General features: G+C 38.1%; 20 protein-coding genes. 9 read left to right on the top strand and 11 right to left on the bottom strand.

Annotation, left to right across the window (positions count from 1 at the left end; genetic code table 11):
* The first annotated feature begins 37 nt into the window (after positions 1-37).
* Positions 38-1,258, top strand: a complete 1,221-nt coding sequence (locus tag ACO052_RS03900) for a murein hydrolase activator EnvC family protein (protein WP_422106707.1) — start codon at positions 38-40, stop codon at positions 1,256-1,258.
* On the opposite strand, the gene ACO052_RS03905 is transcribed toward ACO052_RS03900, so the two are convergent.
* From ACO052_RS03905 to ACO052_RS03915, 3 genes are all read right to left on the bottom strand, one after another.
* Positions 1,255-1,473, bottom strand: a complete 219-nt coding sequence (locus ACO052_RS03905) for a DUF6515 family protein (RefSeq protein ID WP_422106708.1) — start codon at positions 1,471-1,473, stop codon at positions 1,255-1,257. The two genes, ACO052_RS03900 and ACO052_RS03905, sit on opposite strands and share 4 nt — an antisense overlap.
* Positions 1,474-1,655: 182 nt before the next feature.
* On the bottom strand, positions 1,656-2,165 hold the full coding sequence (locus ACO052_RS03910) for an acyl-CoA thioesterase (protein ID WP_422106709.1): 510 nt from the start codon (positions 2,163-2,165) through the stop codon (positions 1,656-1,658).
* 144 nt (positions 2,166-2,309) lie between these two features.
* Positions 2,310-3,248 carry an SPOR domain-containing protein gene (locus ACO052_RS03915; protein WP_422106710.1) on the bottom strand — a complete coding sequence of 313 codons (939 nt, stop codon included), beginning with the start codon at positions 3,246-3,248 and terminating at the stop codon, positions 2,310-2,312.
* 108 nt (positions 3,249-3,356) lie between these two features.
* Between ACO052_RS03915 and dprA the strand changes: the two genes are divergently transcribed.
* Positions 3,357-4,460 (top strand): DNA-processing protein DprA, encoded by a 1,104-nt coding sequence (dprA, locus tag ACO052_RS03920; protein WP_422106711.1) that lies wholly within the window; start codon positions 3,357-3,359, stop codon positions 4,458-4,460.
* Here dprA and ACO052_RS03925 read toward each other — a convergent pair.
* Together ACO052_RS03925 and trpS are read right to left on the bottom strand one after the other, a co-directional pair.
* Positions 4,453-4,620: a hypothetical protein gene (locus tag ACO052_RS03925; RefSeq protein WP_422106712.1), complete on the bottom strand. Its 168-nt coding sequence runs from the start codon at positions 4,618-4,620 to the stop codon at positions 4,453-4,455. The genes dprA and ACO052_RS03925 overlap by 8 nt on opposite strands.
* Positions 4,621-4,636: 16 nt before the next feature.
* Entirely contained in the window at positions 4,637-5,608 is a 972-nt protein-coding gene (gene trpS / locus ACO052_RS03930) for a tryptophan--tRNA ligase (RefSeq protein ID WP_422106713.1), read from the bottom strand.
* Between the two features lie 109 nt (positions 5,609-5,717).
* On the opposite strand from trpS, the gene ACO052_RS03935 reads away from it, so the two are divergent.
* Positions 5,718-6,452, top strand: coding sequence for a lysophospholipid acyltransferase family protein (locus ACO052_RS03935; RefSeq protein ID WP_422106714.1), 735 nt, complete (start codon positions 5,718-5,720; stop codon positions 6,450-6,452).
* A gap of 98 nt (positions 6,453-6,550) precedes the next feature.
* Here the strand turns inward: ACO052_RS03935 and ACO052_RS03940 are convergent, their stop codons facing one another.
* The 4 genes from ACO052_RS03940 to recA form a co-directional block, all read right to left on the bottom strand.
* Positions 6,551-8,110, bottom strand: a complete 1,560-nt coding sequence (locus ACO052_RS03940; RefSeq protein ID WP_422106715.1) for a hypothetical protein — start codon at positions 8,108-8,110, stop codon at positions 6,551-6,553.
* The gene (locus ACO052_RS03945) at positions 8,110-8,658 is read right to left on the bottom strand and encodes an RNA polymerase sigma factor (RefSeq protein WP_422106716.1); all 549 of its coding nucleotides are present in this window, start codon (positions 8,656-8,658) and stop codon (positions 8,110-8,112) included. Before ACO052_RS03945 ends, ACO052_RS03940 begins: the two co-directional genes overlap by 1 nt.
* Positions 8,659-8,685: 27 nt before the next feature.
* Positions 8,686-9,135, bottom strand: coding sequence for a hypothetical protein (locus ACO052_RS03950; protein ID WP_422106717.1), 450 nt, complete (start codon positions 9,133-9,135; stop codon positions 8,686-8,688).
* A gap of 104 nt (positions 9,136-9,239) precedes the next feature.
* Positions 9,240-10,244, bottom strand: a complete 1,005-nt coding sequence (gene recA / locus ACO052_RS03955) for a recombinase RecA (RefSeq protein ID WP_422106718.1) — start codon at positions 10,242-10,244, stop codon at positions 9,240-9,242.
* 399 nt (positions 10,245-10,643) lie between these two features.
* On the opposite strand from recA, the gene ACO052_RS03960 reads away from it, so the two are divergent.
* The 6 genes from ACO052_RS03960 to ACO052_RS03985 all read left to right on the top strand — a co-directional run bounded on the left by ACO052_RS03960 (position 10,644) and on the right by ACO052_RS03985 (position 17,425).
* Positions 10,644-11,714 (top strand): rhodanese-related sulfurtransferase, encoded by a 1,071-nt coding sequence (locus ACO052_RS03960; protein ID WP_422106719.1) that lies wholly within the window; start codon positions 10,644-10,646, stop codon positions 11,712-11,714.
* Between the two features lie 160 nt (positions 11,715-11,874).
* Positions 11,875-13,059: a PSP1 domain-containing protein gene (locus ACO052_RS03965; RefSeq protein ID WP_422106720.1), complete on the top strand. Its 1,185-nt coding sequence runs from the start codon at positions 11,875-11,877 to the stop codon at positions 13,057-13,059.
* Positions 13,043-13,543, top strand: coding sequence for a gliding motility lipoprotein GldH (locus ACO052_RS03970; RefSeq protein ID WP_422106721.1), 501 nt, complete (start codon positions 13,043-13,045; stop codon positions 13,541-13,543). The genes ACO052_RS03965 and ACO052_RS03970 overlap by 17 nt, the downstream gene beginning before the upstream one ends.
* 8 nt (positions 13,544-13,551) lie before the next feature.
* Positions 13,552-15,900 carry a penicillin-binding protein 1A gene (locus ACO052_RS03975; protein ID WP_422106722.1) on the top strand — a complete coding sequence of 783 codons (2,349 nt, stop codon included), beginning with the start codon at positions 13,552-13,554 and terminating at the stop codon, positions 15,898-15,900.
* Between the two features lie 92 nt (positions 15,901-15,992).
* Complete coding sequence (locus tag ACO052_RS03980) at positions 15,993-16,694, top strand: CoA transferase subunit A (RefSeq protein ID WP_422106723.1); 702 nt, start codon at positions 15,993-15,995, stop codon at positions 16,692-16,694.
* 77 nt (positions 16,695-16,771) lie between these two features.
* Positions 16,772-17,425 carry a CoA transferase subunit B gene (locus ACO052_RS03985; protein WP_422106724.1) on the top strand — a complete coding sequence of 218 codons (654 nt, stop codon included), beginning with the start codon at positions 16,772-16,774 and terminating at the stop codon, positions 17,423-17,425.
* Positions 17,426-17,824: 399 nt separating this feature from the next.
* Here the strand turns inward: ACO052_RS03985 and bglX are convergent, their stop codons facing one another.
* Both bglX and ACO052_RS03995 read right to left on the bottom strand, forming a co-directional pair.
* Complete coding sequence (gene bglX / locus ACO052_RS03990) at positions 17,825-20,122, bottom strand: beta-glucosidase BglX (RefSeq protein ID WP_422106725.1); 2,298 nt, start codon at positions 20,120-20,122, stop codon at positions 17,825-17,827.
* A gap of 2 nt (positions 20,123-20,124) precedes the next feature.
* Positions 20,125-21,816, bottom strand: a complete 1,692-nt coding sequence (locus ACO052_RS03995; protein ID WP_422106726.1) for an ABC transporter ATP-binding protein — start codon at positions 21,814-21,816, stop codon at positions 20,125-20,127.
* Positions 21,817-22,031: the final 215 nt, after the last annotated feature.

A 22,031-nucleotide genomic window follows, 5' to 3' on the forward strand; every position in this document is an offset into this window, starting at 1 on the left:
AAGAATGAACGACGAAAAATCTCATAAAATTAGAATCATGAAAAGCCGCATTTATGCGTTGTTTATTTTGGCGGCATTATTCTCGTCAAACATCTTATTAGGACAAAGTGACAAACAGAAAAAGCTTGAGGCACAGCGCCAACAAATCCTTAGGGAAATGAAGCAGTTTAGGGCTTTATTGTTCGACAAGGAAAAAGAAGAAAAATCTGAGATTACCTTAATCGAGGATTTAAATTACAAGGTCAATAAGAGAAAAAACCTAATTAGAATCACCAACGAACAGGCCAATTTACTGACAAGAGAAATTAATGCCAACCAAAAGGAAATCACAAGTTTAAGGGAACAGTTAAAAGAACTTAAAGAGGACTATGCCGCTATGGTTGTTAAATCGTATAAAAGCAAGTCAGAGCAGAGCAAAGTGATGTTTTTGCTGTCTTCAAGTAATTTTAAACAGGCCTATAAACGGTTACAGTATATTAGGCAATATGCAAATTATCAAAAAGAGCAAGGCGAAGCTATAAAGGCCAAAACCCAAGAGCTCCAAGAGCTTAATTTACAACTCTCAAAACAAAAGAAGGATAAACAAAAGCTTATTGAAGAGAATAGAATTGCTAAGCGTGAGCTTGAAAAGGAGCTTAAGGAGCGTGAAACCTTGATGGCTTCTATAAAAGCCGATATGAGCAAGTTTGCAGCTCAGATTAAGAAAAAGAAACAAGAAGCGGATCGATTAGATAGAGAAATTAACCGCTTAATTAGAGAAGCCATAGCGGCTTCTAATAAAAAAGCGGGAAAGAAAACATCGACTGGAAAATTCGTCCTGACTCCAGAGTCTAAAAAACTAGCTTCAAATTTTGAGGCCAATAAGGGCAAATTAGGCTGGCCAGTATCACGTGGGGTTATTAAAGGCAAATTTGGCAAAAGACGTTCGTTGACTGATGCTTCCGTAACAAATAATTATAAGAGCATACAGATTGCAACAGAAACCAACGCTGAGGTTAAGGCCGTATTTAATGGCGAGGTCTCTGAAATCTTAATCGTTAAAAATGGTAACCCTGCCGTATTGATTAGACACGGAAATTACCTGACGATTTATATGAATCTTTCTAAGGTCTATGTAAAGAAAGGAGACAAAGTTTCTACAAGTCAGGTCATTGGGCAAGTGTTCACCAATAAAATCAGAGGAGAGACCCTCCTTGGCTTTAGAATTAATAAAAACAACCAAGTGCTTAATCCTGAATCTTGGCTTGCCAAACATTAAACCCTTACAACAACATAACCATTGCGCGTTTTTCTATAATGCCTGCCATTAAAGAAATAATAGCGTTTTCCATTAACTCTAACGATTTTGTATTGTCTCGGTAGTTTTTTAATCACAGTTACAGAAGCAGGTTGTGTTACCACAACACGTTTAGCACAAGAGCTAAAGCTTAATGCAAAAACAAAAACAAGGGTGTAGACTAAATATCTCATCATAAATAAATTCGGTTCTATGATAAGACTTAACGAATTTGAAAAGGTTTAATTAGAACTGTCATTCCGTCCCGATAGCTATCGGGATTGATGCGGAATCTTATTGATATAAGAAGTTATAATATGAGATTCCTGCCCGCGCACTTCGACAAGCTCAGTGTGACACGCAGGAACGACAAAGGAAATTACTCAAAAATCGCTTTTAACTCCGTAGCGTCAGATGGGTTGAGCTTTCCTGCCAAAACTAAACTCAACTGTTTACGACGCAAGGCAGCATCGTAGCGCTCTTTTTCTAATTCGGTTTCAGGGATGAGTTCAGGGACTTTTACAGGCCTTCCGGTTTCATCAACGGCGACAAAGGTGTAAATGGCTTCATTGGCCTTAATACATTCGCCAGACTCGCGGTCTTCGATCCAAACGTCCATATAAACTTCCATAGATGAGGTAAAGGCACGTGATACTTTAGCTTCTATAGTCACCACGCTTCCCAAAGGCACAGACCTGTTAAAGGCCACATGATTTACGGAAGCGGTAACCACGATACGGCGTGAGTGTCGTCTTGCAGCGATACTAGCCGCGCGATCCATACGTGCTAATAATTCACCACCAAAGAGATTATTTATAGGATTGGTTTCACTAGGTAAAACTAAATCCGTTACAACAGTTTTAGACTGAAATGCGGTTCTGGGTTGCATAAATCCTTAAAATTTGTGCAAAGATAAGTCGATTTTAGATGGTAGCCCCAGGATTTTAGATTTATATAAGATTTCAATAATGTCTCACTGAGCACAGCCGAAGCAATTCGAAGTGGATAGAAAAAATAAATGGATAAGAGATGTTTAATCTAGCTTCTTGATCAACAGCCAAGCATCTTTGTTATGCTCGCGACGGATTTTATAGAGGGCACGATGGGCTTCGAGTCTAGTTTCAAAACTGGCGTAGACCACTTCGTGTAAACCATAGCGGTTTTTGCCAATTTTTCTAGCTTTATAACCTTTGGCTCTAAGTTGATCTACTTTTTTGTCTGAATTCGCCTCAATCCTAAAAGCACCAGCAACAATATGATAATTCCCCGTTTGTTTTTCTAGGGATAGGGTCGCTGCGGGTAATGGATTGCTAATAACAAAGGTAGCCTCTTGCACTTTGGCATCCAGTTGTGCGTTTGCTTCTTCTTGCGCTAACTCATTATGGTTTTCGATCGTATTACTATAATAGTTAAAGCCAAAATAAGTTCCTAAACCTAACACAATAACTGCAGCTGCAGCATATTTTAACCAATTGGTATTAGAACGTCTCTCGGGGGTAAAAGCAATAGGAGCAGCAGCTTCGATGGCTTCAACTTCCTCCTTATAAGTTTCACGTTTAACCGTTGAAGATGTAAAATGCGACAGTCCAAAAGCATCCGTTAAATAATTGATATGGCTAGATGGGTTAAATACCATTTTGCCTTCTCGGTTCAATATGAGCTCACCTATATGTTCTAGCTGGATGGTTTCCCCTTCAATCAGATAGGATTTAATAGCCTTAACCTGTTTTGAAATCTTAGCATTGGCGGCCGCATAAGGAATCTTTTCTATCTCAGCGATATAATTAGCTAATAAGCCATCATTATTTTGCAGTTGCTCATTAAAAGACAGTACTTTTTTAGGCGGATAAAACGTATGTGTGGTCTCATGAACTTTGGCCGAAACACGATTGGTCAAAAAGGCACCAAAATGGGGTACCGTCACACAATCGTAACGGTATAAAAGATCGCTAATATAGGTTTCTAACTGCATAGTAAGACAAAGTTAAAAATTTTTGAAAGTGAACGAAGTTTAGGGGTGTTTAGTTATTAACATCGAAAAAATTTAGTTTCTTGTAGACTTTAAATCAGTGTAATACGAATGACAGATCAACAATTAATTTATGCCTTAGCCTTGCAACATGTTCCCAAAATAGGGGCTACTACGGCCAAAAAATTAATTAATCATTGTGGTTCGGCTGAAGCGGTTTTAAAAGAAAAGAGGGCTCATCTTTTAAAGATTGATGGGGTAGGCACATTGACTATAAAAGGGCTTTTTGACCGTAGCCATCTCAAAGAGGCTGAGAATGAGCTAAAATTCATAAGAGATCATCATGTGGTAGTTCACTATTTTGCAGATGACAGCTATCCTGAAAAACTAAAACATTGTATCGACGGTCCCATACTGTTATTTCAAACAGGTCATATCAACTTAAGGCAACAGCCTATTATCAGTATTGTCGGCACCCGAAAAATAACGACAAATGGAGCCGCGTTTTGCGAAAATTTAGTGGAAACTTTAGCGCCATTCAATCCCGTTATTGTATCTGGCTTTGCCTATGGCACGGATATTACAGCGCAAAAAGCAGCCGTAAAACACAATTTGCAAACCATTGGTTGCCTAGCACATGGCTTTAACCAGATTTATCCTAAAGCGCATAAAAAGTACATGGCTGATATTGAGAAGTACGGAGGGTTTTACACTGACTTTTGGAGTACCGATGTATTCGATAGAAATAATTTCTTAAAACGAAACCGCATTATTGCTGGCTTAAGCGAAGCAACTGTAGTCATAGAATCTGCAGAAAAAGGCGGAAGTTTGGTAACTGCTGATATTGCCAATTCCTATAATCGCGAGGTTTTTGCGGTGCCTGGTCGAACAACGGACAGCCAGAGTATAGGTTGTAATAACTTGATTAAGTTTCAGAAAGCGCATTTATTATCCCATCCTATGGACATTCCATATATAATGAATTGGCAACTAGAAGAAGACGAAAAGCCAGCTGTACAAAAGCAACTCTTTGTTGAATTAGATGCCAATGAAAAGGTAATCTATAATTACCTGAAAGAAAATAACAAGCAATTGCTCGATGTCATTGCTTTAGACTGCAACATGCCGACCTACAAACTTGCAGGACTCTTACTCAATATGGAACTCAAAGGTGTCGTTAGGCCCTTACCTGGGAAGTTGTTTGAGCTTATTTAATTTTTTTGATTTCCTTAATGATAAGCGTAATACATGCTAACATAATTATCATTGCAGTGTAGGCGATCCAATCCAAGGGATGGTCACCAACCCACCTTGAAATAATCAATAATAGCATGGCTGCTGCGGTAAAAAGTGGACTTATTAATTCCTTTTTCATAATTAAAGTTCTAGTTCTAATACCCTACCTTTGCCCTCACTCGCTTTAAAACAGCATCCGCCACAACCTCAGCTTTAGCGGCGCCTTTGGCTAAAGCCGCATCAATTTCGTTAAGGTTGTCCATAAAATAGTTATAGCGCTGTCTAGGCTCGGCAAAACGCTCTAAAATTAATTCGTATAAGGCTTGTTTAGCATGACCATAACCATAGTTACCACCTTCGTAATTGGCTTTCATTTCAGTAATCTGCTCATCAGAAGCTAGCAGTTTATATATAGCAAAGCAATTACAGGTGCTCCAATCTTTAGGATCTTCGAGCGGAGTACTATCGGTTTGGATAGACATAATTTGCTTACGCAATTTCTTTTCTGGTAAAAAGATGTCAATAATATTACCTTTGCTTTTACTCATTTTAGCCCCATCTGTACCAGGAATAAGCATGGTATCTTTTTGTATATCAGCTTTTGGCAACACGAAGGTTTCACCTCTCATTTTGGCATGGAATCGTGAGGCCACATCTCGTGTCATTTCTATATGTTGTTCCTGATCTTTCCCAACAGGGATAATGTCGGCATCATAGAGCAAAATATCCGCGGCCATTAGCATAGGATAAGTAAATAAGCCCCCATTAACATCATCTAATCGATCCGCTTTATCCTTAAAACTATGGGCCAATTCTAAACGTGTAAAAGGAAAGAAACAATTGAGATACCAAGCTAACTCGGTGACTTGCGGTACGTCACTTTGCCTGTAAAACACGCTGTTTTCTATATCTAATCCAAAGGCTAACCACGTTGCTGCCGTAGAATAGGTATTGTTACGAAGTATTTCGGCATCTTTAATCTGTGTTAAAGAATGCAGATCCGCAATAAATAAATACGAGTCATTGGCCGCATCTTTTGCTTTTTCTATTGCGGGTAAAATAGCACCTAAAATATTACCTAGATGAGGTGTGCCTGTACTTTGAATGCCTGTGAGTATCCTTGCCATAAATATGACCACGCTTTAAGCGTGGTATCTTAGATTTAATTAAACCTTATTCTCAATAGGACAGCAAAGATAATTTTTTTAGTAGAACTATTTACTTAGTTTTGGTGCCATGGCCATATTAAAGTATCCGTTTTGGGTTTTATATCGCATTTGGTTTTATGTTTTGGTAGCCTTACCAATTATAGTACTATTCCCCATTTTATTACTATCCATATCTAGGGACAAATGGTATCCCCATTTTTTTAAGTTAGCGCGGTTTTGGGCAAGGTTTATTTTGGTCGGTATGGGCTTTAATTATAAAGTGATGAAGGAAGAAACACCAGACCCGAAGAAAAGCTATATGTTTATTGCCAACCATACCTCTATGACCGATATTATGCTGATGCTGGTCTCCGTTAAAAATCCTTTTGTCTTCGTCGGGAAAAAAGAATTGGCCAAGATTCCTTTGTTTGGCTATTTTTATAAACGCACCTGTATTTTAGTAGATCGCAGTAGTGCTAGGAGCAGACAAGCCGTATTTATAAGAGCGCAAAGGCGATTAAAACAAGGCTTGAGTATTTGTATTTTCCCAGAAGGTGGTGTGCCCGAAGAAGATGTGATATTGGATGACTTCAAAGATGGCGCATTTCGTTTGGCTATAAATCATCAAATTCCTGTAGTTCCTATGACTTTTTACGATAATAAAAAACGATTTTCATACACGTTTTTTAGTGGTGGGCCGGGAAGAATGAGATCTAAAATCCATAAATTCTTACCGACAAAAGGCTTGGAGATTAAGGATACCAAATCGCTAAACGAAGAAGCGAGAGCCGTAATTTTAGAAGCATTAAAAATCAGTTTATAGTTCATAAAAAAAGCTACCCCAACCACGAGTAGCTTTTATCATCATTGCATTCATCATTGCTTTCTGTTCGCAATAACTCAACCTAATTTAAATTTAACCTAAAACTTAAAACTTAGTCCTGTATACACTCCAATAAAAAATGGTCTAAAATTACCCGATGTATTATTGAAGGTGTTTATTTGGTACTTGAACTGAGGTTCAAGATTAATATTCCACTGTTTAGACAAGCTATAGTCCAACCCTAAACCAAAGTTGGCACTAAAACTTGTAGAATTGATATTGCTGGCTTCACCAACTAAGGTTGATGTCCCATCAATATCCGCATATATTTCGTTCTGATTTAAGAAAAATGTACTAAACCCACCTATGACATTGAGTCCAAATTTACGATCCACTAAACGATATTCTAACTCTAATGGCACCTCAATAAATCCGAAACGCTGATCTATATTTCCTGGCGTTTTGGTATTAAAAAGCTCAGGTGACGTACTACTGTTAAATACATTTGCACTCATAAAAGTGATATTCCCCAATTCGGTTTTGGGAGTGATATTTCCCATTTGGGATTGTTCTCCTCCTTCTACTCCTCGTGAAGCAAAGTCACCACCAGCAAAGGCAAGAACATCAGCAGTAGTTTGGTTTAAGTTAACACGGTTAACACCGGCTCTAATTTTTAATCGTTTAGACACGGCATAAGTCCCGGTAATACCATAACTCATATTGATATCACCGCTCTTTGAGTTTTCGTTAAACTGAGCGTCTATGGACGACCCCTGCCCTAGAGAACTAAAATAAACAGGCGCAACATTGGGCGCAATGCTCCACCTGTTTTGTTCATCTTCTTTCTCTTTTTCATCCATATGCTGTTGAGCCGCTATAGCGGTCTCGATAGATTCTTTGTTTGGATCTTCTTGCAGTGCGGTTTCCTTTTCCTTTTCTAAGTCGGTGTCAGCATTCACAACCTTACTGTTTTGTTGATTTGTCTCCGGTATACTATTGCCATCGGTAACTGCTGTGTTATCGTTTTTAATGGTCTCTTTAATGACCGATTTGGCTGTTGGATTGTCTAATATGGTCGCTTTCGTTTGTGTGTCTTCCAAGGACGTGTTATCAGCGACTTTAGCATCGGCATTCTTATTGCTTATGGTCTTAGGATTATGCGCTGTTTCTGTTAATGAGCGCTTTTCGTCGATTTTAGACCTATTTGCAATAGCGTTGGTTTTAGGGTCTTGGTTTTTGAATGCGTCATTGGTATTCAAACGCCTCTTTTCAGTAGCAACAGCATCGTTATCTTCAGTAGTGTTATCTGAACCGACTAATTCATGGCCATCAGCATTCGTTTTGATCGGATCTTGATTAGTATTTGAAGGATTGGTAGTATCCTCAATGGTGGATTCGTTGGTGTCTTTATGATCAACGACTTCAGTATCTGTAGAAATTTCTGGATCGTTGTTAAATATAGAACTACCAACTGTGAGCATTAGGGCAATTACAGCAGCAACACCACCAATTTGCCACCAAAGCGCAATAACCCTGCGTTTCTTCTTTTTCTTAGGTAGGCTTTCACTAATGCGATCCCAAACAGCATCCTGAGGTGTTGCTTCGAAATCCTTAAACTTTTCTTGAAAAAGCCTGTCTATATTTTTGTTTTCGTTCATTATAATAATGACTGCGAATTTAAATTCGCTTTATAATCTTCTATTTTGTTCTTTAAAATCACCCTAGCTCTTGCTAAATTAGATTTTGAAGTTCCAGTAGAAATATTAATTAATTCACTTATTTCTACATGCGAATAGCCATCCAAGACATACAAATTGAAAACCAATCGATAGCGGTCTGGCAGTTCTTGAATGATTTGCAATAAAAAATCAATGCTCAGATTATCATCATTAATATCTACAGAGACGTCTTCGATATGTTCTTCATTTACAATATCATAAACTCCCACATGATCCCTATAGCGTTGCAGTGATGTATTAATTGCAATTCGCTTTAACCAACCTTCAAAAGAACCTTTATTGTTATACTGATTTATTTTACTAAATACAGTTAAAAATGCATCATGCAGATTATCCTCTGCTTCAGCATAGTTTTTAGAATACTTAAGGCAAAGCGAAAATAATTTACTTGCGTAGAGCTTGTATAATTGGCTTTGAGCTTCAGCATCTTGTTTTATACAATTTTTTATGAGTTGTTCTAAACTCACATTTTAGTAGAATTAATTAATAGTCTTTCAGTTTTGAGTGTTCCCTAAAGATCGTCCTGTTGAGACAGGGACTTCGACAATATGATATTGGTCTAATCCAGTTGTATGATCTTCACCTTGAAAAAATTTGAACACATAAGTATCTGTGCTCGTTACCGTAAAATCAAAACTAACGGTCACCTCACCAGCGTTTCCGGTACAATTGGCGTTTCCATCAGCATAAACTGTATTGACGACAGCAATCGTTCGTTCATTACCTTCAATTTCGTAAAGAAAATCATTAAACGCATAGCAAGAAGTCGGTTTCACATAACTTACGTCAATGGCATAAGTTTCTCCATGAACAAATTGGTCAGGCATATCGACATTGGTAATAGGCATGACTTCAAGACTAAAGCTAGGTGCAGCACCATCATCCAATGAACAAGCATTCAACACAAGGGTCAATAAAACTAATAAAAAGCTATACTTTTTCATAAGATTATATAATCAATTCGCTTAATAGATGCAGAAAATGCTAAAGGGTTGCGTCTAAAAACAAAAAAATCCTGATTTTTTCAGGATTTTTTTATTGAAGGTTGTTATTGGTCCTCATTAATTAGGGTTCTAACTTTTTCTTCCAATTCATCCATAAGGTCAGGATTGTCTTTTATTAAAGATTTTACAGCGTCACGGCCTTGGCCTAATTTTGTGTCTTCATAACTAAACCAGGACCCACTTTTTTTGACGATATCGTGTTCGACAGCTAAATCCAAGACCTCTCCCACCTTTGAGATGCCTTCACCGTACATAATATCAAATTCGGCCGTTCTGAACGGAGGGGCAACTTTGTTTTTTACAACTTTAATCCTTGTCTTATTACCCATAACATTGCTATTGCTATCCTTAATTTGTGTAGAACGTCTTATGTCTAAGCGCACAGAAGCGTAAAATTTAAGAGCATTACCACCAGTAGTCGTTTCTGGATTACCAAACATCACCCCAATCTTTTCACGCAATTGATTAATAAAGATCATGGTACAATTGGTTTTACTGATAGACGCTGTTAGTTTTCTCAAAGCTTGGGACATAAGGCGTGCATGAAGCCCCATTTTAGAATCTCCCATTTCACCTTCAATTTCACTCTTTGGAGTTAAGGCAGCAACCGAATCCACAACGATAATATCAATAGCGCCAGAACGTATCAGATTATCGGCAATTTCTAAGGCTTGCTCTCCATTGTCCGGTTGAGAAATAATGAGATTCTCCAAATCCACCCCTAATTTTTCGGCATAAAAACGATCAAAGGCATGTTCTGCATCAATAAACGCAGCAATACCACCAGCTTTTTGGGCTTCTGCAATAGCATGTAGGGTCAATGTGGTCTTACCAGAAGACTCAGGACCATAAATTTCTATGACGCGTCCTCGCGGATAGCCTCCAACACCCAAAGCAATATCTAAACCTAAAGAACCAGAAGAAATCGCATCAATATCTTCGATGGCCTGATCACTCATTTTCATTACAGTTCCCTTGCCGTAGGCTTTATCTAATTTGTCTAAAGTTAATTTTAAGGCTTTTAATTTTGCATCTTTTTCGCTACTCATCTCTTTCTATATTGTTAATTATAATGGATATCAAAAATACCACTTATTTTATTTTTTTCAATTGATGACGCAACCATTTTACACTTTTTACATCTATTAAATGAAAAAGGAAAAAATTGCTATGATTATCTTTTAAAGAGTTCAAATGCATATTGACTTTTTAATATTTAAAGTTTAGTGAAATGCAAAGCGCAGCGGCTGCTAGTAAAAACATCAGTCGCAGCGCTAAAGCAAAAACTTTTTCAGTTAGTTTTAAGTTAGTGGTTAGTTAAAAAAGCACCTTGGAAGATTCAAGGTGCTTTTTTAATTCAAATTCACCAAAAAGAATACCTTTGCATCAAAATACATCGAAACTTTAGTGCAGATGTACCTTATCTTTAACCTTAAAATTAGTATAGCATGCAACTGTACAATAATTTAAGTGCTAAAGAAAGAGCGGAACTCATTGAAAAAGCGGGAAAAGAACGCTTAACGATCTCTTTCTATAAGTACGCCAAAATCGGAAATACCGAAATTTTCAGAAATCACATGTATTTGGCTTGGGAGCCCTTAGATGTTCTGGGTAGAATCTATATAGCCACAGAAGGTATTAATGCCCAGTTATCTGTCCCTGCTGAAAACTTTGATGCCTTTAAGAATCATCTCGATACCATTACTTTCCTTGAGAATGTAAGATTAAATATCGCCATAGAACACGATAATTATGCGTTTTTAAAACTTAAAGTAAAAGTGCGCCATAAAATAGTGGCCGATGGTCTCAATGACAACACCTTCGATGTGACCAATAAAGGCGTTCACGTTGGTGCTGAGCAATTTAATGCGCTTATCGAAGACCCCGATACAGTTCTTGTGGACATGCGTAACCACTACGAAAGTGAAATAGGGCATTTTAAAAACGCCATTACACCAGATGTTGACACCTTTAGAGAATCTTTGGATTTAATAGAAGAAGATTTAAGAGCACATAAAGAAGACAAGAACTTGGTCATGTATTGTACCGGTGGTATACGTTGTGAAAAGGCAAGTGCCTATTATAAGCATAAAGGCTTTAAAAATGTATACCAGTTAGAAGGAGGGATTATAAATTATGCAAGACAGGTAGAAGCCAAAGGCCTAGAAAACAAATTTATTGGAAAGAATTTTGTTTTTGACCAACGTCGCTCAGAGCGCATCAGTGATGATGTAATTGCAAATTGTCACCAATGCGGAAAGCCTGCCGATACGCATACCAATTGTGCTAATGAAGCCTGCCATTTATTGTTTATCCAATGTGATGAATGCAAGGAAAAAATGGAAAACTGTTGTTCAACACAATGTCAGGAAATTATCCACCTACCTTATGAAGAGCAGAAGGCATTGCGAAAAGGACAAGGCAATAGTAACGATATCTTTAAAAAAGGAAGAGCGGATCACTTGCCCTTCAAAAAGGATTTGAGAAATATATTTGAGACGACTAAACAAACGGATTGAATTCTGGCCCAGTTAATTTTAGCTGGGCTTTTTTGATTTCTGCTTATAGGTATCTATTTTATTCCAATAATAGCTAAAGAAATAATAGTATCTTTACTCTCTAATAAATTACGAATCCTTTATCTAAACGATATAGTTTAGATTACATATATAACTTTTTATGGCTTGTAACAGTTGCGCAACTGGTAAAGACGGTCAACCAAAAGGATGTAAAAACAATGGGACTTGCGGTACAGATAGCTGCAATAAACTCACGGTTTTTGACTGGTTAGCCAATATGTCCCTTCCAAATGGACAAGAACCTTTTATGGGAATTGAGGTGCGTTTTAAAAATGGAAGGAAACAGTACTACAAAAACACAGAAAAACTAACACTTAGCATAGGCGATATTGTTGCTACTCAGGCAAAATCGGGACATGATGTTGGAATGGTCACTTTAACAGGTGAATTGGTCCGCGTACAGATGAAACGAAAGAAAATCGATATTGAAGATGCTGAGAATGTATTAAAAATCTATCGCAAGGCTTCACAGAAAGACATAGATATCTGGTCAAAATCACGAGATAAGGAAGAACCCATGAAGGTCAAGGCACGTCAATTTGCTATTGACTTAAACTTAAAGATGAAAATCTCGGATATTGAATATCAAGGGGACGGTAGCAAAGCGACCTTCTATTACACAGCCGAAGAACGGGTCGATTTTAGAGAACTCATCAAGGTTTTTGCTCGTGAGTTTAGAACGCGCATAGAAATGCGTCAAGTGGGCTTTAGGCAAGAAGCAGCCCGACTAGGAGGTATTGGATCTTGTGGACGGGAATTATGTTGTTCTACATGGTTGACCGATTTTAGATCGGTAAGCACTTCTGCAGCAAGATATCAGCAGTTATCGTTAAATCCACTAAAACTAGCAGGTCAATGCGGAAAGCTAAAATGCTGTTTGAATTATGAATTAGACGCTTACTTGGATGCGCTTAAAGATTTTCCTAAAAATGACACAAAGCTTTATACGGAGAAGGGTGTAGCAGTTTGTCAAAAGACCGATATTTTTAAAGGATTGATGTGGTATGCCTATGAAGGCGAATGGATGAATTGGCATGTGATTACTACAGATCAAGCCAACGAGATCATTGCTAAAAACAAGAAAAAAGAAAAAGTCATAAGCCTCGAAGAGTATGCCGTAGAACATATCTTAGACACTAAAACTGAATTTGAGAACGTTGTAGGTCAGGATAGTTTAACACGTTTCGATAGTCCAAAATCAAAAAAGAAACGTAAAAACAATAGGAATCGAAACAAAAACCGAAACAGAAACCGCAATCAAAAACAAAATGCAAAAAAGAACTAGTTGGTCACTATGGGCGCTTGTTAGTCTACTATTAATAACAAGTTGTGATTCCAATGCGGTGTATGATGACTATAAATCGGTTCCGAATAAATGGCATAAAGACTCTATCGCAAGTTTTAATTTCAAAGCTCCAGATACCATTGACAATTATAATCTTTATGTTAATCTAAGAAATACAAATGATTATCAGTTCAGTAATTTGTTTCTTATTGTAGAATTAAATTACCCAAACGGGAAAGCCGTTACAGACACTTTAGAGTACAAAATGGCAGCTCCAAATGGAGAGCTTTTAGGATCGGGCTTCTCGGATATTAAGGAAAATAAGCTGTGGTATAGAGGGTATAAATCGCTATTTAAGTTCAGTGAGCATGGAGAATATCTGGTTAATATTCAACATGCTATGCGAAAAAATGGGGACGTCAATGGTGTCACTAATTTAGAAGGTATAACGGATATAGGGTTTAGAGTAGAAAAGGTTCAATAACGAGTAGTATGGCAAAAAAGAAAACAAAACAGACCAAATCTGAAGTCGTAGATTTTTCAAAGTACATAAGATGGTTTTGGATGCTCTTTACAGGAGGGATTCTGGCCATAATCTTATTATTCCTTTTAGCATCCTGGGGACTTTTGGGGGAAATGCCAGATCATACAAGACTGGAGAATCCCGAAACTAACCTCGCCACAGAGATTATCTCTTCGGATGGTAAAACACTGGGCAAGTTTTACTTTAATGATAATAGAACACCAGTGGGCTATGAGGATTTACCAAAGATTTTGGTAGATGCTTTAATAGCAACCGAAGATATTCGTTTTTATGACCATTCAGGAATCGATGGCAGAGGAACCTTAAGAGCTTTTTCTAAACTCGGAAGCGGTGGTGGTGCCAGTACTATCTCACAACAATTAGCAAAGCAACTATTTACGGACCAAGTTTCGAAGAATAAGATAGAAAGAGGTCTTCAGAAAGTTAGAGAATGGATTATTGCCATAAGGTTAGAGCGTCAATACACCAAAGAAGAAATTATTGCTCAGTATTTCAATATCTATGATTTCGGGAATAACGGGGATGGGATTCGGTCGGCATCAAGAATCTATTTTGGCAAGGAGCCTAAGGATTTAGATTTGAAAGAGTCCGCTATGCTTGTGGGGATGTTTAAAAATTCGGCACTTTATAACCCCAGGAGAAACCCTGTTGGTGTCAAAAATAGACGTAATGTCGTTTTGGCGCAGATGTATAAGTACGATTATATCACTGAAGAAGTCAAAGACTCATTACAAGCTACAGAATTAGACTTAAACTACACTCCAGAGTCCCATCGTGAAGGGATAGCCACCTATTTTAGAGAATACCTGAGAGGATTTATGAAAGAATGGGCCAATGACGAGAAGAACAGAAAACCTGATGGGACTAAATACGATTTGTACAGCGATGGCTTAAAAGTGTTTACCACCATAGATTCGCGCATGCAACAGTATGCAGAGGATGCTGTGGCATTGCACATGCCGAGGTTGCAGGCGGAATTTGATCATCAAAATACCCCAAAACGAAATCCAACAGCACCGTTCTTAGAACTCGACAAATCTGAAATAGACAAGCTTCTAAAAGATGGTATGCGCAGAGGTGAGCGCTGGCGAATTTTAAAAAATCAGGGAAAATCAGCTAAAGAAATAGAAGCGTCCTTTTACGAACCCGTTGAGATGACAGTCTTTAAATGGATTGATGGTAAGGCAGGCGAGGTAGATACAGTAATGAAGCCTATTGATTCTATGCGTTATTATAAGTCATTTTTACATCCAAGCATGATGTCTATGGATCCTTTAACAGGACACGTAAAAGCTTGGGTGGGCGGCATGAATTACAAGCATTTTCAATACGATATGGTAAAGCAAGGTAAGCGCCAGGTAGGGTCGACCTTTAAACCATTTGTATATGCTACAGCAATAGATCAATTGCAGGTATCACCATGCGACTCATTTCCTAGAACGCCCATCACTATAGAAGCCAATAAATTTGGTAATCCAGAATCTTGGACCACTAAAAATTCTGATGGTAACTATTCGGGTATCCAAACATTGAAGGATGCTTTGGCAAGTTCTACAAACACCATTACGGCGCGGTTAATGAATGAGATTGGCCCACAACCCGTGGTGGATATGGCCAAGAATCTAGGCGTGGAACAGGATATATTGGCAGTACCAGCTATTGCACTTGGTACGGCTGATATCAGTGTTTACGAGATGGTAGCGGCCTACTCGACATTTGCTAATAAAGGGGTTTATAATAAACCCGTGATGGTAACACGTATTGAGGATAAAAACGGAACAGTATTGTACCAAGTAGCGCCAGAGAGTAAAGATGTGCTTAGTGAGGAAGTTGCTTATGTGGCTGTTAACCTTATGGAAGGAGTTACTAATGCCGGATCGGGTAGAAGATTGCGCCATAAATGGGCTACGGATGCCGTCTACAAAGAAATTATTACGGGCTATCCTTACGAGTTCGATAATCCCATAGCAGGAAAAACGGGGACGACGCAAAACCAAAGTGACGGTTGGTTTATGGGCATGGTACCGAATTTGGTTACTGGAGTTTGGGTTGGTGCCGAAGACCGCGCTGCTCATTTTAGAACTATTACCTATGGTCAAGGGGCTTCGATGGCCTTACCTATATGGGCCTTATATATGAAAGCTTGTTACGCTGATGAAACTTTAGATGTGTCTAAAGGCGAATTTGAAGAACCTGAAGAGCTTTCCATTAATGTGGATTGCGAAGCCGTAGATGAAGGTGATCTTGGAGCAGATTCAAAAACTAAGGATGACGATAATGTCGATATAGACTTCTAATTCTATCATACCATTTATCCATATAATTAGGCTTATTTTAGTATGAAATTTGCTTAGTCTTTTGTATTTTTCAGAAGATAATTTTCCACTTTATGATAAATAAAAAAGTAGCTGGAGTTACGGAAGCACTTCAAGGGGTAAAGGACAACATGACCTTTATGTTTGGAGGATTTGGCTTGTCTGGTATTCCTGAAAATGCTATTGCAGAATTGGTAAAACGCAATATAAAAGGACTCACCTGTGTCTCTAATAATGCTGGTGTCGATGATTTTGGTTTGGGCTTGCTTTTGCAGCAGAAACAAATAAAGAAAATGATATCGTCTTATGTTGGAGAAAACGATGAGTTTGAACGCCAAATGCTTTCGGGTGAGTTGGAGGTTGAACTAATTCCCCAGGGCACCTTAGCTGAACGGGCTAGAGCGGCGCAAGCGGGCTTTCCGGCATTTTATACACCTGCAGGCTATGGTACTGAGGTAGCTGAAGGCAAAGAAACGAGAGAATTTAACGGAAAAATGTATGTGTTAGAACATGCTTTTAAGGCCGATTTTGGATTCATTAAGGCATGGAAAGGAGATGCAGCAGGAAACCTTATATTTAAGGGTACAGCCAGAAATTTTAATCCGAATATGTGCGGTGCTGCGGCTATTACGGTAGCAGAGGTAGAAGAATTGGTGCCGATAGGAGAATTAGACCCCAATCAAATTCATATCCCTGGAATTTTTGTGCAACGGATTTTTCAAGGGGCACACTACGAAAAACGTATAGAGCAACGAACTGTTAGACAACGAAGTTAAAAATTTAAAGTACTTAAAGTGCGCTTAAATATAGACTTTAAATACTTTAGGCACTTTTTGACTTAAAACTAAATGTAATGTTAGATAAAAACGGAATAGCAAAGCGCATAGCTAAAGAAGTAAAAGATGGGTATTATGTCAATCTAGGCATAGGGATACCGACCTTGGTCGCCAATTTTGTGAGAGAAGATATTGAGGTGGAATTTCAAAGTGAGAATGGCGTTTTGGGTATGGGGCCATTTCCTTTTGAAGGTGAAGAAGATGCCGATATTATTAATGCTGGTAAACAGACCATAACAACTTTACCCGGAGCGTCCTTTTTCGATTCTGCTATGAGTTTTTCAATGATAAGAGGGCAGCATGTAGATTTAACCATATTAGGAGCTATGGAAGTTGCTGAGAATGGTGATATTGCCAACTGGAAGATTCCCGGAAAAATGGTTAAGGGTATGGGTGGTGCGATGGATTTGGTAGCTAGTGCCGAAAATATCATTGTCGCTATGATGCACACCAACCGGGCAGGCGCGTCTAAGCTCCTTAAGCGATGTTCTTTACCCTTAACAGGTGTTGGATGTGTAAAAAAGATAGTCACCAATATGGCCGTTGTTGAGATAACTCCTGAAGGATTTAAACTTTTAGAACGTGCTCCAGGTGTTTCAGTAGAAGATATCGAAAATGCCACAGAGGGCCATTTAATTATAGAAGGGGATATACCGGAGATGGAATTATAACGCCGAGTTTTACTTTATATGATCTAGCCACATTTAAGATGTGGTTTTTTTGTAGGAAAAATAGACGAATAAGACTACAAATGTTAAAAATAAATGCATTTCATCGATTTTTAAAGCGTTACAGCAGATAAATTGAAATATTATGCCATATTAGCAATCCCAAATCAAAAACTAGATTAACCCAGATTTGCCATAAACTTAATGTATTGATTTTTGCCCCAAATCTACCTAAACCTTAACTTATGAAAGTCAAATCAAATCTACCAGAACCTACTTTAAATGAAAGTGTTTTTCTTTCGAACCTAAAAGATATGGCACGTGTCATTTCAGGTGTTTTAAAGTTAACAAAGAAAATATTCATGCTTTAATCCTTGTGGTTAGCATGAATGTTTTTTTAAATTAATTTAAAGTAAAACGGCCTTTTAATTTAGTATCTGAGCTTCCACCAACAAAGACTTCAAAATCCCCTGGCTCAATAATAAATTTACCATCGTTGTTGTAAAAACCAAGTTCTGCTTTTGTCAGTTTAAAGTCTATTCTTTTAGTTTCACCTTTCTTTAGGCTAATAAGTTCAAACCCTTTTAGCTCTTTAACCGGCCTAACAAGACTACCAACTAAGTCTCTGATATAAAGTTGTACAACTTCTTTACCATCGTAATTTCCAATATTGGATACCGTCACCGATAAATTGACATCATCCTTAATCGTATTGCCAGAACTTTCAATAGATAAGTCCGAATAGTCAAAAGTTGTATAGCTTAAGCCATGACCAAAAGGATATAAGGGTGAATTCTTCTGGTCTATATAATGCGACCAAAAGACATTACCCTCTCTGTTAGATGCTCTTCCTGTATTCAGATAATTATAGTAGATAGGAATTTGACCGACGTTTCGCGGAAATGTCATCGGTAGTTTTCCACTAGGGTTATAGTCGCCATATAAGACTTGTGCAATGGCATTACCCGCTTGAGTACCGAGTTGCCACCCCTCTAAAATTGTAGGAATATGTTCTGCGGCCCATTCAATAGTTAGAGGTCGACCATTTTGTAAGACTAAAACAATGTTTTTATTAACCTTATAGACCGCTTCTAGGAGTTCCTGCTGTAAGCCAGGCAAGTCAAGCTCCGTTCGACTTCTTCCCTCACCCGTTTGAAATCCATGTTCGCCTAAAACCATAACTACGACATCAGCCTGCTCAGCAGCATTTACGGCATCTTCCATGCCTGCTCTGTCTGTCGTATTGATTTTTACTTCTTGAATAAACGCCGTATTGCCGATAACAAGGTCCACTCCTTTTTTATAAGTAATTTCATTACCATCGTAGGCTTTCATACCTTCTAAAATAGATACTGCCGTATGATCATCCGAAGCTATTCGCCAACTGCCTAAAGGACTATTTTTATCATTGGCCAAAGGTCCAATAAGTGCAATGTTTTGCCCTTCTTTTTTTAAAGGTAATAGATTGTTGTCATTTTTAAGTAAGACTATAGATTTCTTCGCCATATCCAAAACAGCATCGTGATGGGATTGTTGACCTATTAATTTCTTTTCATTGTCTTTGTTACAATATTTGTAGGGATTATCAAAAAGACCTAATTCAAACTTTACTTTTAGAATTCTACCTGCCGCTTCATTGATGATGCTTTCATCAACGATACCTTCTTCAACTAGTTTTACAAGCTCTCTTATGTAAACATGGCCTTCCATATCCATATCAGAACCTGCCGTTGAAGCGATTTCAGCAGCCTCTCTTTTGTCTTTGGCGCGCCCCCAGTAAATGATTTCGTTGATAGAAGCCCAATCAGAGACTACAAAACCTTTAAAATTCCACTCCCCTTTCAGAATATCACGTTGCAAGTACTTGCTTCCGCTAACGGGTTCTCCATTAAGGTCATTAAAGGAATTCATAAATGTTTTTACATCTTTTTCGGCAGCTGCTTTAAAGGGAGGTAGCACGGTATTGTATAGTTTTGAAATACTCATGTCTACGGTGTTATATTCTCTGCCGGCTTCAGCAAAACCATAAGCGGCAAAGTGTTTTGCAGTAGCCGCAATGGTATGGGGTTGACTTAAGTCGTTTCCTTGAAAGCCCTTAACTCTTGCAGCAGCAATTTTACTACCCAAATAGGGATCTTCTCCACCCCCTTCCATAACACGTCCCCAACGCGGATCTCTTGATATATCGACCATGGGTGCAAAGGTCCAATTGATACCAGCAGCCGAGGCTTCAACGGCAGCAACCCTTGCCGATTTCTCTATCGCCTCCAAATCCCAACTCGCTGATTCCGCTAAAGGAATGGGGCTCAATGTTTTATAGCCATGAATGACGTCAAAACCTATAATAAGGGGTATTCCAAGCCTTGTTTCTTCTACGGCTATTTGCTGTACCTTTCTCACATTATCAACACCCCTCACGCTGAGCATCGCTCCGACCCATCCTTTTCTAAGGTGTTCGTATTTAGTTTTAGCATCGCCTTCTTCTGGCACTGGACCCGTTACCTCCCAGAAGCCATTGTAAAGGTTCATTTGCCCTACTTTTTCTTCGAGCGTCATTATGGCAAGAAGTGAATCGACTTTGTGGTCTAACATGTCATCGTTATTATTTAGTCTTAGATCATTTTTTGTACTGTATGTAAATGCAGAAACAAGAATAATACATAAGGAGCTTAAAACTATTTTATTAATTCTAGATATCATAATTACAGGCCTTTTGGTATGGCATCGATTAGTTTTTTGGTATATGCTTTTTCAGGAAATGCGTATATATTGTCAGCATCACCAATTTCTTCAATTTTTCCTTTATTCATGACCAATAACTGATCGGCCATATATTTTACAACCGCCAAGTCATGAGAAATGAAGATATATGTAAATCCGAATTGGGATTTTAAGTCATTTAACAAGTTTAATACCTGAGCCTGAACAGAAATATCGAGTGCAGAGACCGACTCATCGCAAACAATAAGTTTAGGCTCAAGCGCAATGGTTCTGGCGATGCCTACACGCTGGCGTTGTCCACCTGAAAACTCGTGTGGATACTTATAAAAAGCAGAATCGTCTAGACCAACGTTTTTCAGAAGTTCCATAACTTTAGCTTTGCGTTCTGTATCAGTATTGCAAATATGGTGTACTTTCATGGGCTCCATAATGGCATTGCCCACTGTTAACCTCGGGTTGAGAGAGGCGTATGGATCTTGAAAAATGATCTGAATATCCTTACGCAGTCGACGTAATTCACTTTTATTTAATGCGGTAATGTCTTTACCTTTATATATTATGATTCCAGAAGTCGCTTTATCCAACTGAAGTATGGCATTACCTAATGTCGATTTTCCGCACCCGGATTCACCAACCAGACCCATAGTTTCCCCAGGAAATATTTTAAAACTTACGCCATCTACGGCATTAAAGGGCATATTTTTAGAGAATAATCCTGTTTTTTTTAGATATGCTTTTTCGACATCAATAACTTCAAGAAGGGGAGGTTTCGCATAGAGTTTTTTATGATGTATTGTACGATCTTCCTCAGAAATTATGGATTGGTCCATCCTATCTTCCATAAAATCTTTGATGGTGGGAAGCTTTTTTAATCTATATGCTGTAGAAGGCCTGGCTCCAATTAATGCTTTGGTATAGCTGTGTTGAGGGTGATTAAAAATGGTCAAAGTATCTCCTTGCTCTACGATTTCTCCTTTGTACATCACTAAAACCCGATCTGCAAATTCTGAGACTAAGGACAAGTCATGAGAAATAAACAAAATACTCATTTTAGTTGTTTTTTGAATGTCCTTTAGTAGCTCTAAGATGTCTTTCTGTACCGTAACATCGAGTGCCGTCGTGGGTTCGTCGGCAATCAGAAGTTTGGGTTGGCAAGCTATGGCCATAGCAATCATAACACGTTGCTTTTGTCCACCAGAAATTTCATGCGGATAGGATCTAAAAATCCGATTGGGATTGGGTAGTTTTACTCTATCGAAAAGTGACAGTACTTCGGTTTTAATTTCTGATTTTGACAACTGGGAGTGTTGTTTTAAAATCTCTTCAACTTGTTTCCCGCATCGCATAGATGGGTTTAAAGAACTCATGGGTTCTTGAAAGATCATAGCGATATCGTTTCCCCTAATCTTTTTAAAATCCTTATTTGAAAGCCTTAACAAATCTTTGCCTTCAAAAAAAATGGAACCCAACGCAGTTTTAGACATAGGTTTTGGCAATAAACCCATTAAGGCCAAGGAGGATATAGATTTGCCAGAACCAGATTCCCCTACAATGGCCACAATCTCATTAGTATTAATAGAATAAGATATAGACTTGATAATTGATTGCTCTTCGGTCTCATTTTTAAATGAGATTGAGAGGGTTTCAACGGCGAGTAAACGATGATCAAGCATACGTAAAAATAGTTAAAATCAACTATCAAACGCGGTTTAGGGCCTTATTTCTAAAAAAAATTCATAAGATTTTAAGAACACATAATAATTTGAAAAATAGATAATTAGATATTTGAGGGCATACATATGATTGCATTTCATCGAATTTTTATGCACTTAATCCGTTTTTTAACATAATTTATAATATATTAGCGCTCACAAAATTCATTGAAAGC

Origin of the sequence: Winogradskyella sp. (assembly GCF_965228925.1) — a bacterium.
Lineage (GTDB): Bacteria > Bacteroidota > Bacteroidia > Flavobacteriales > Flavobacteriaceae > Winogradskyella.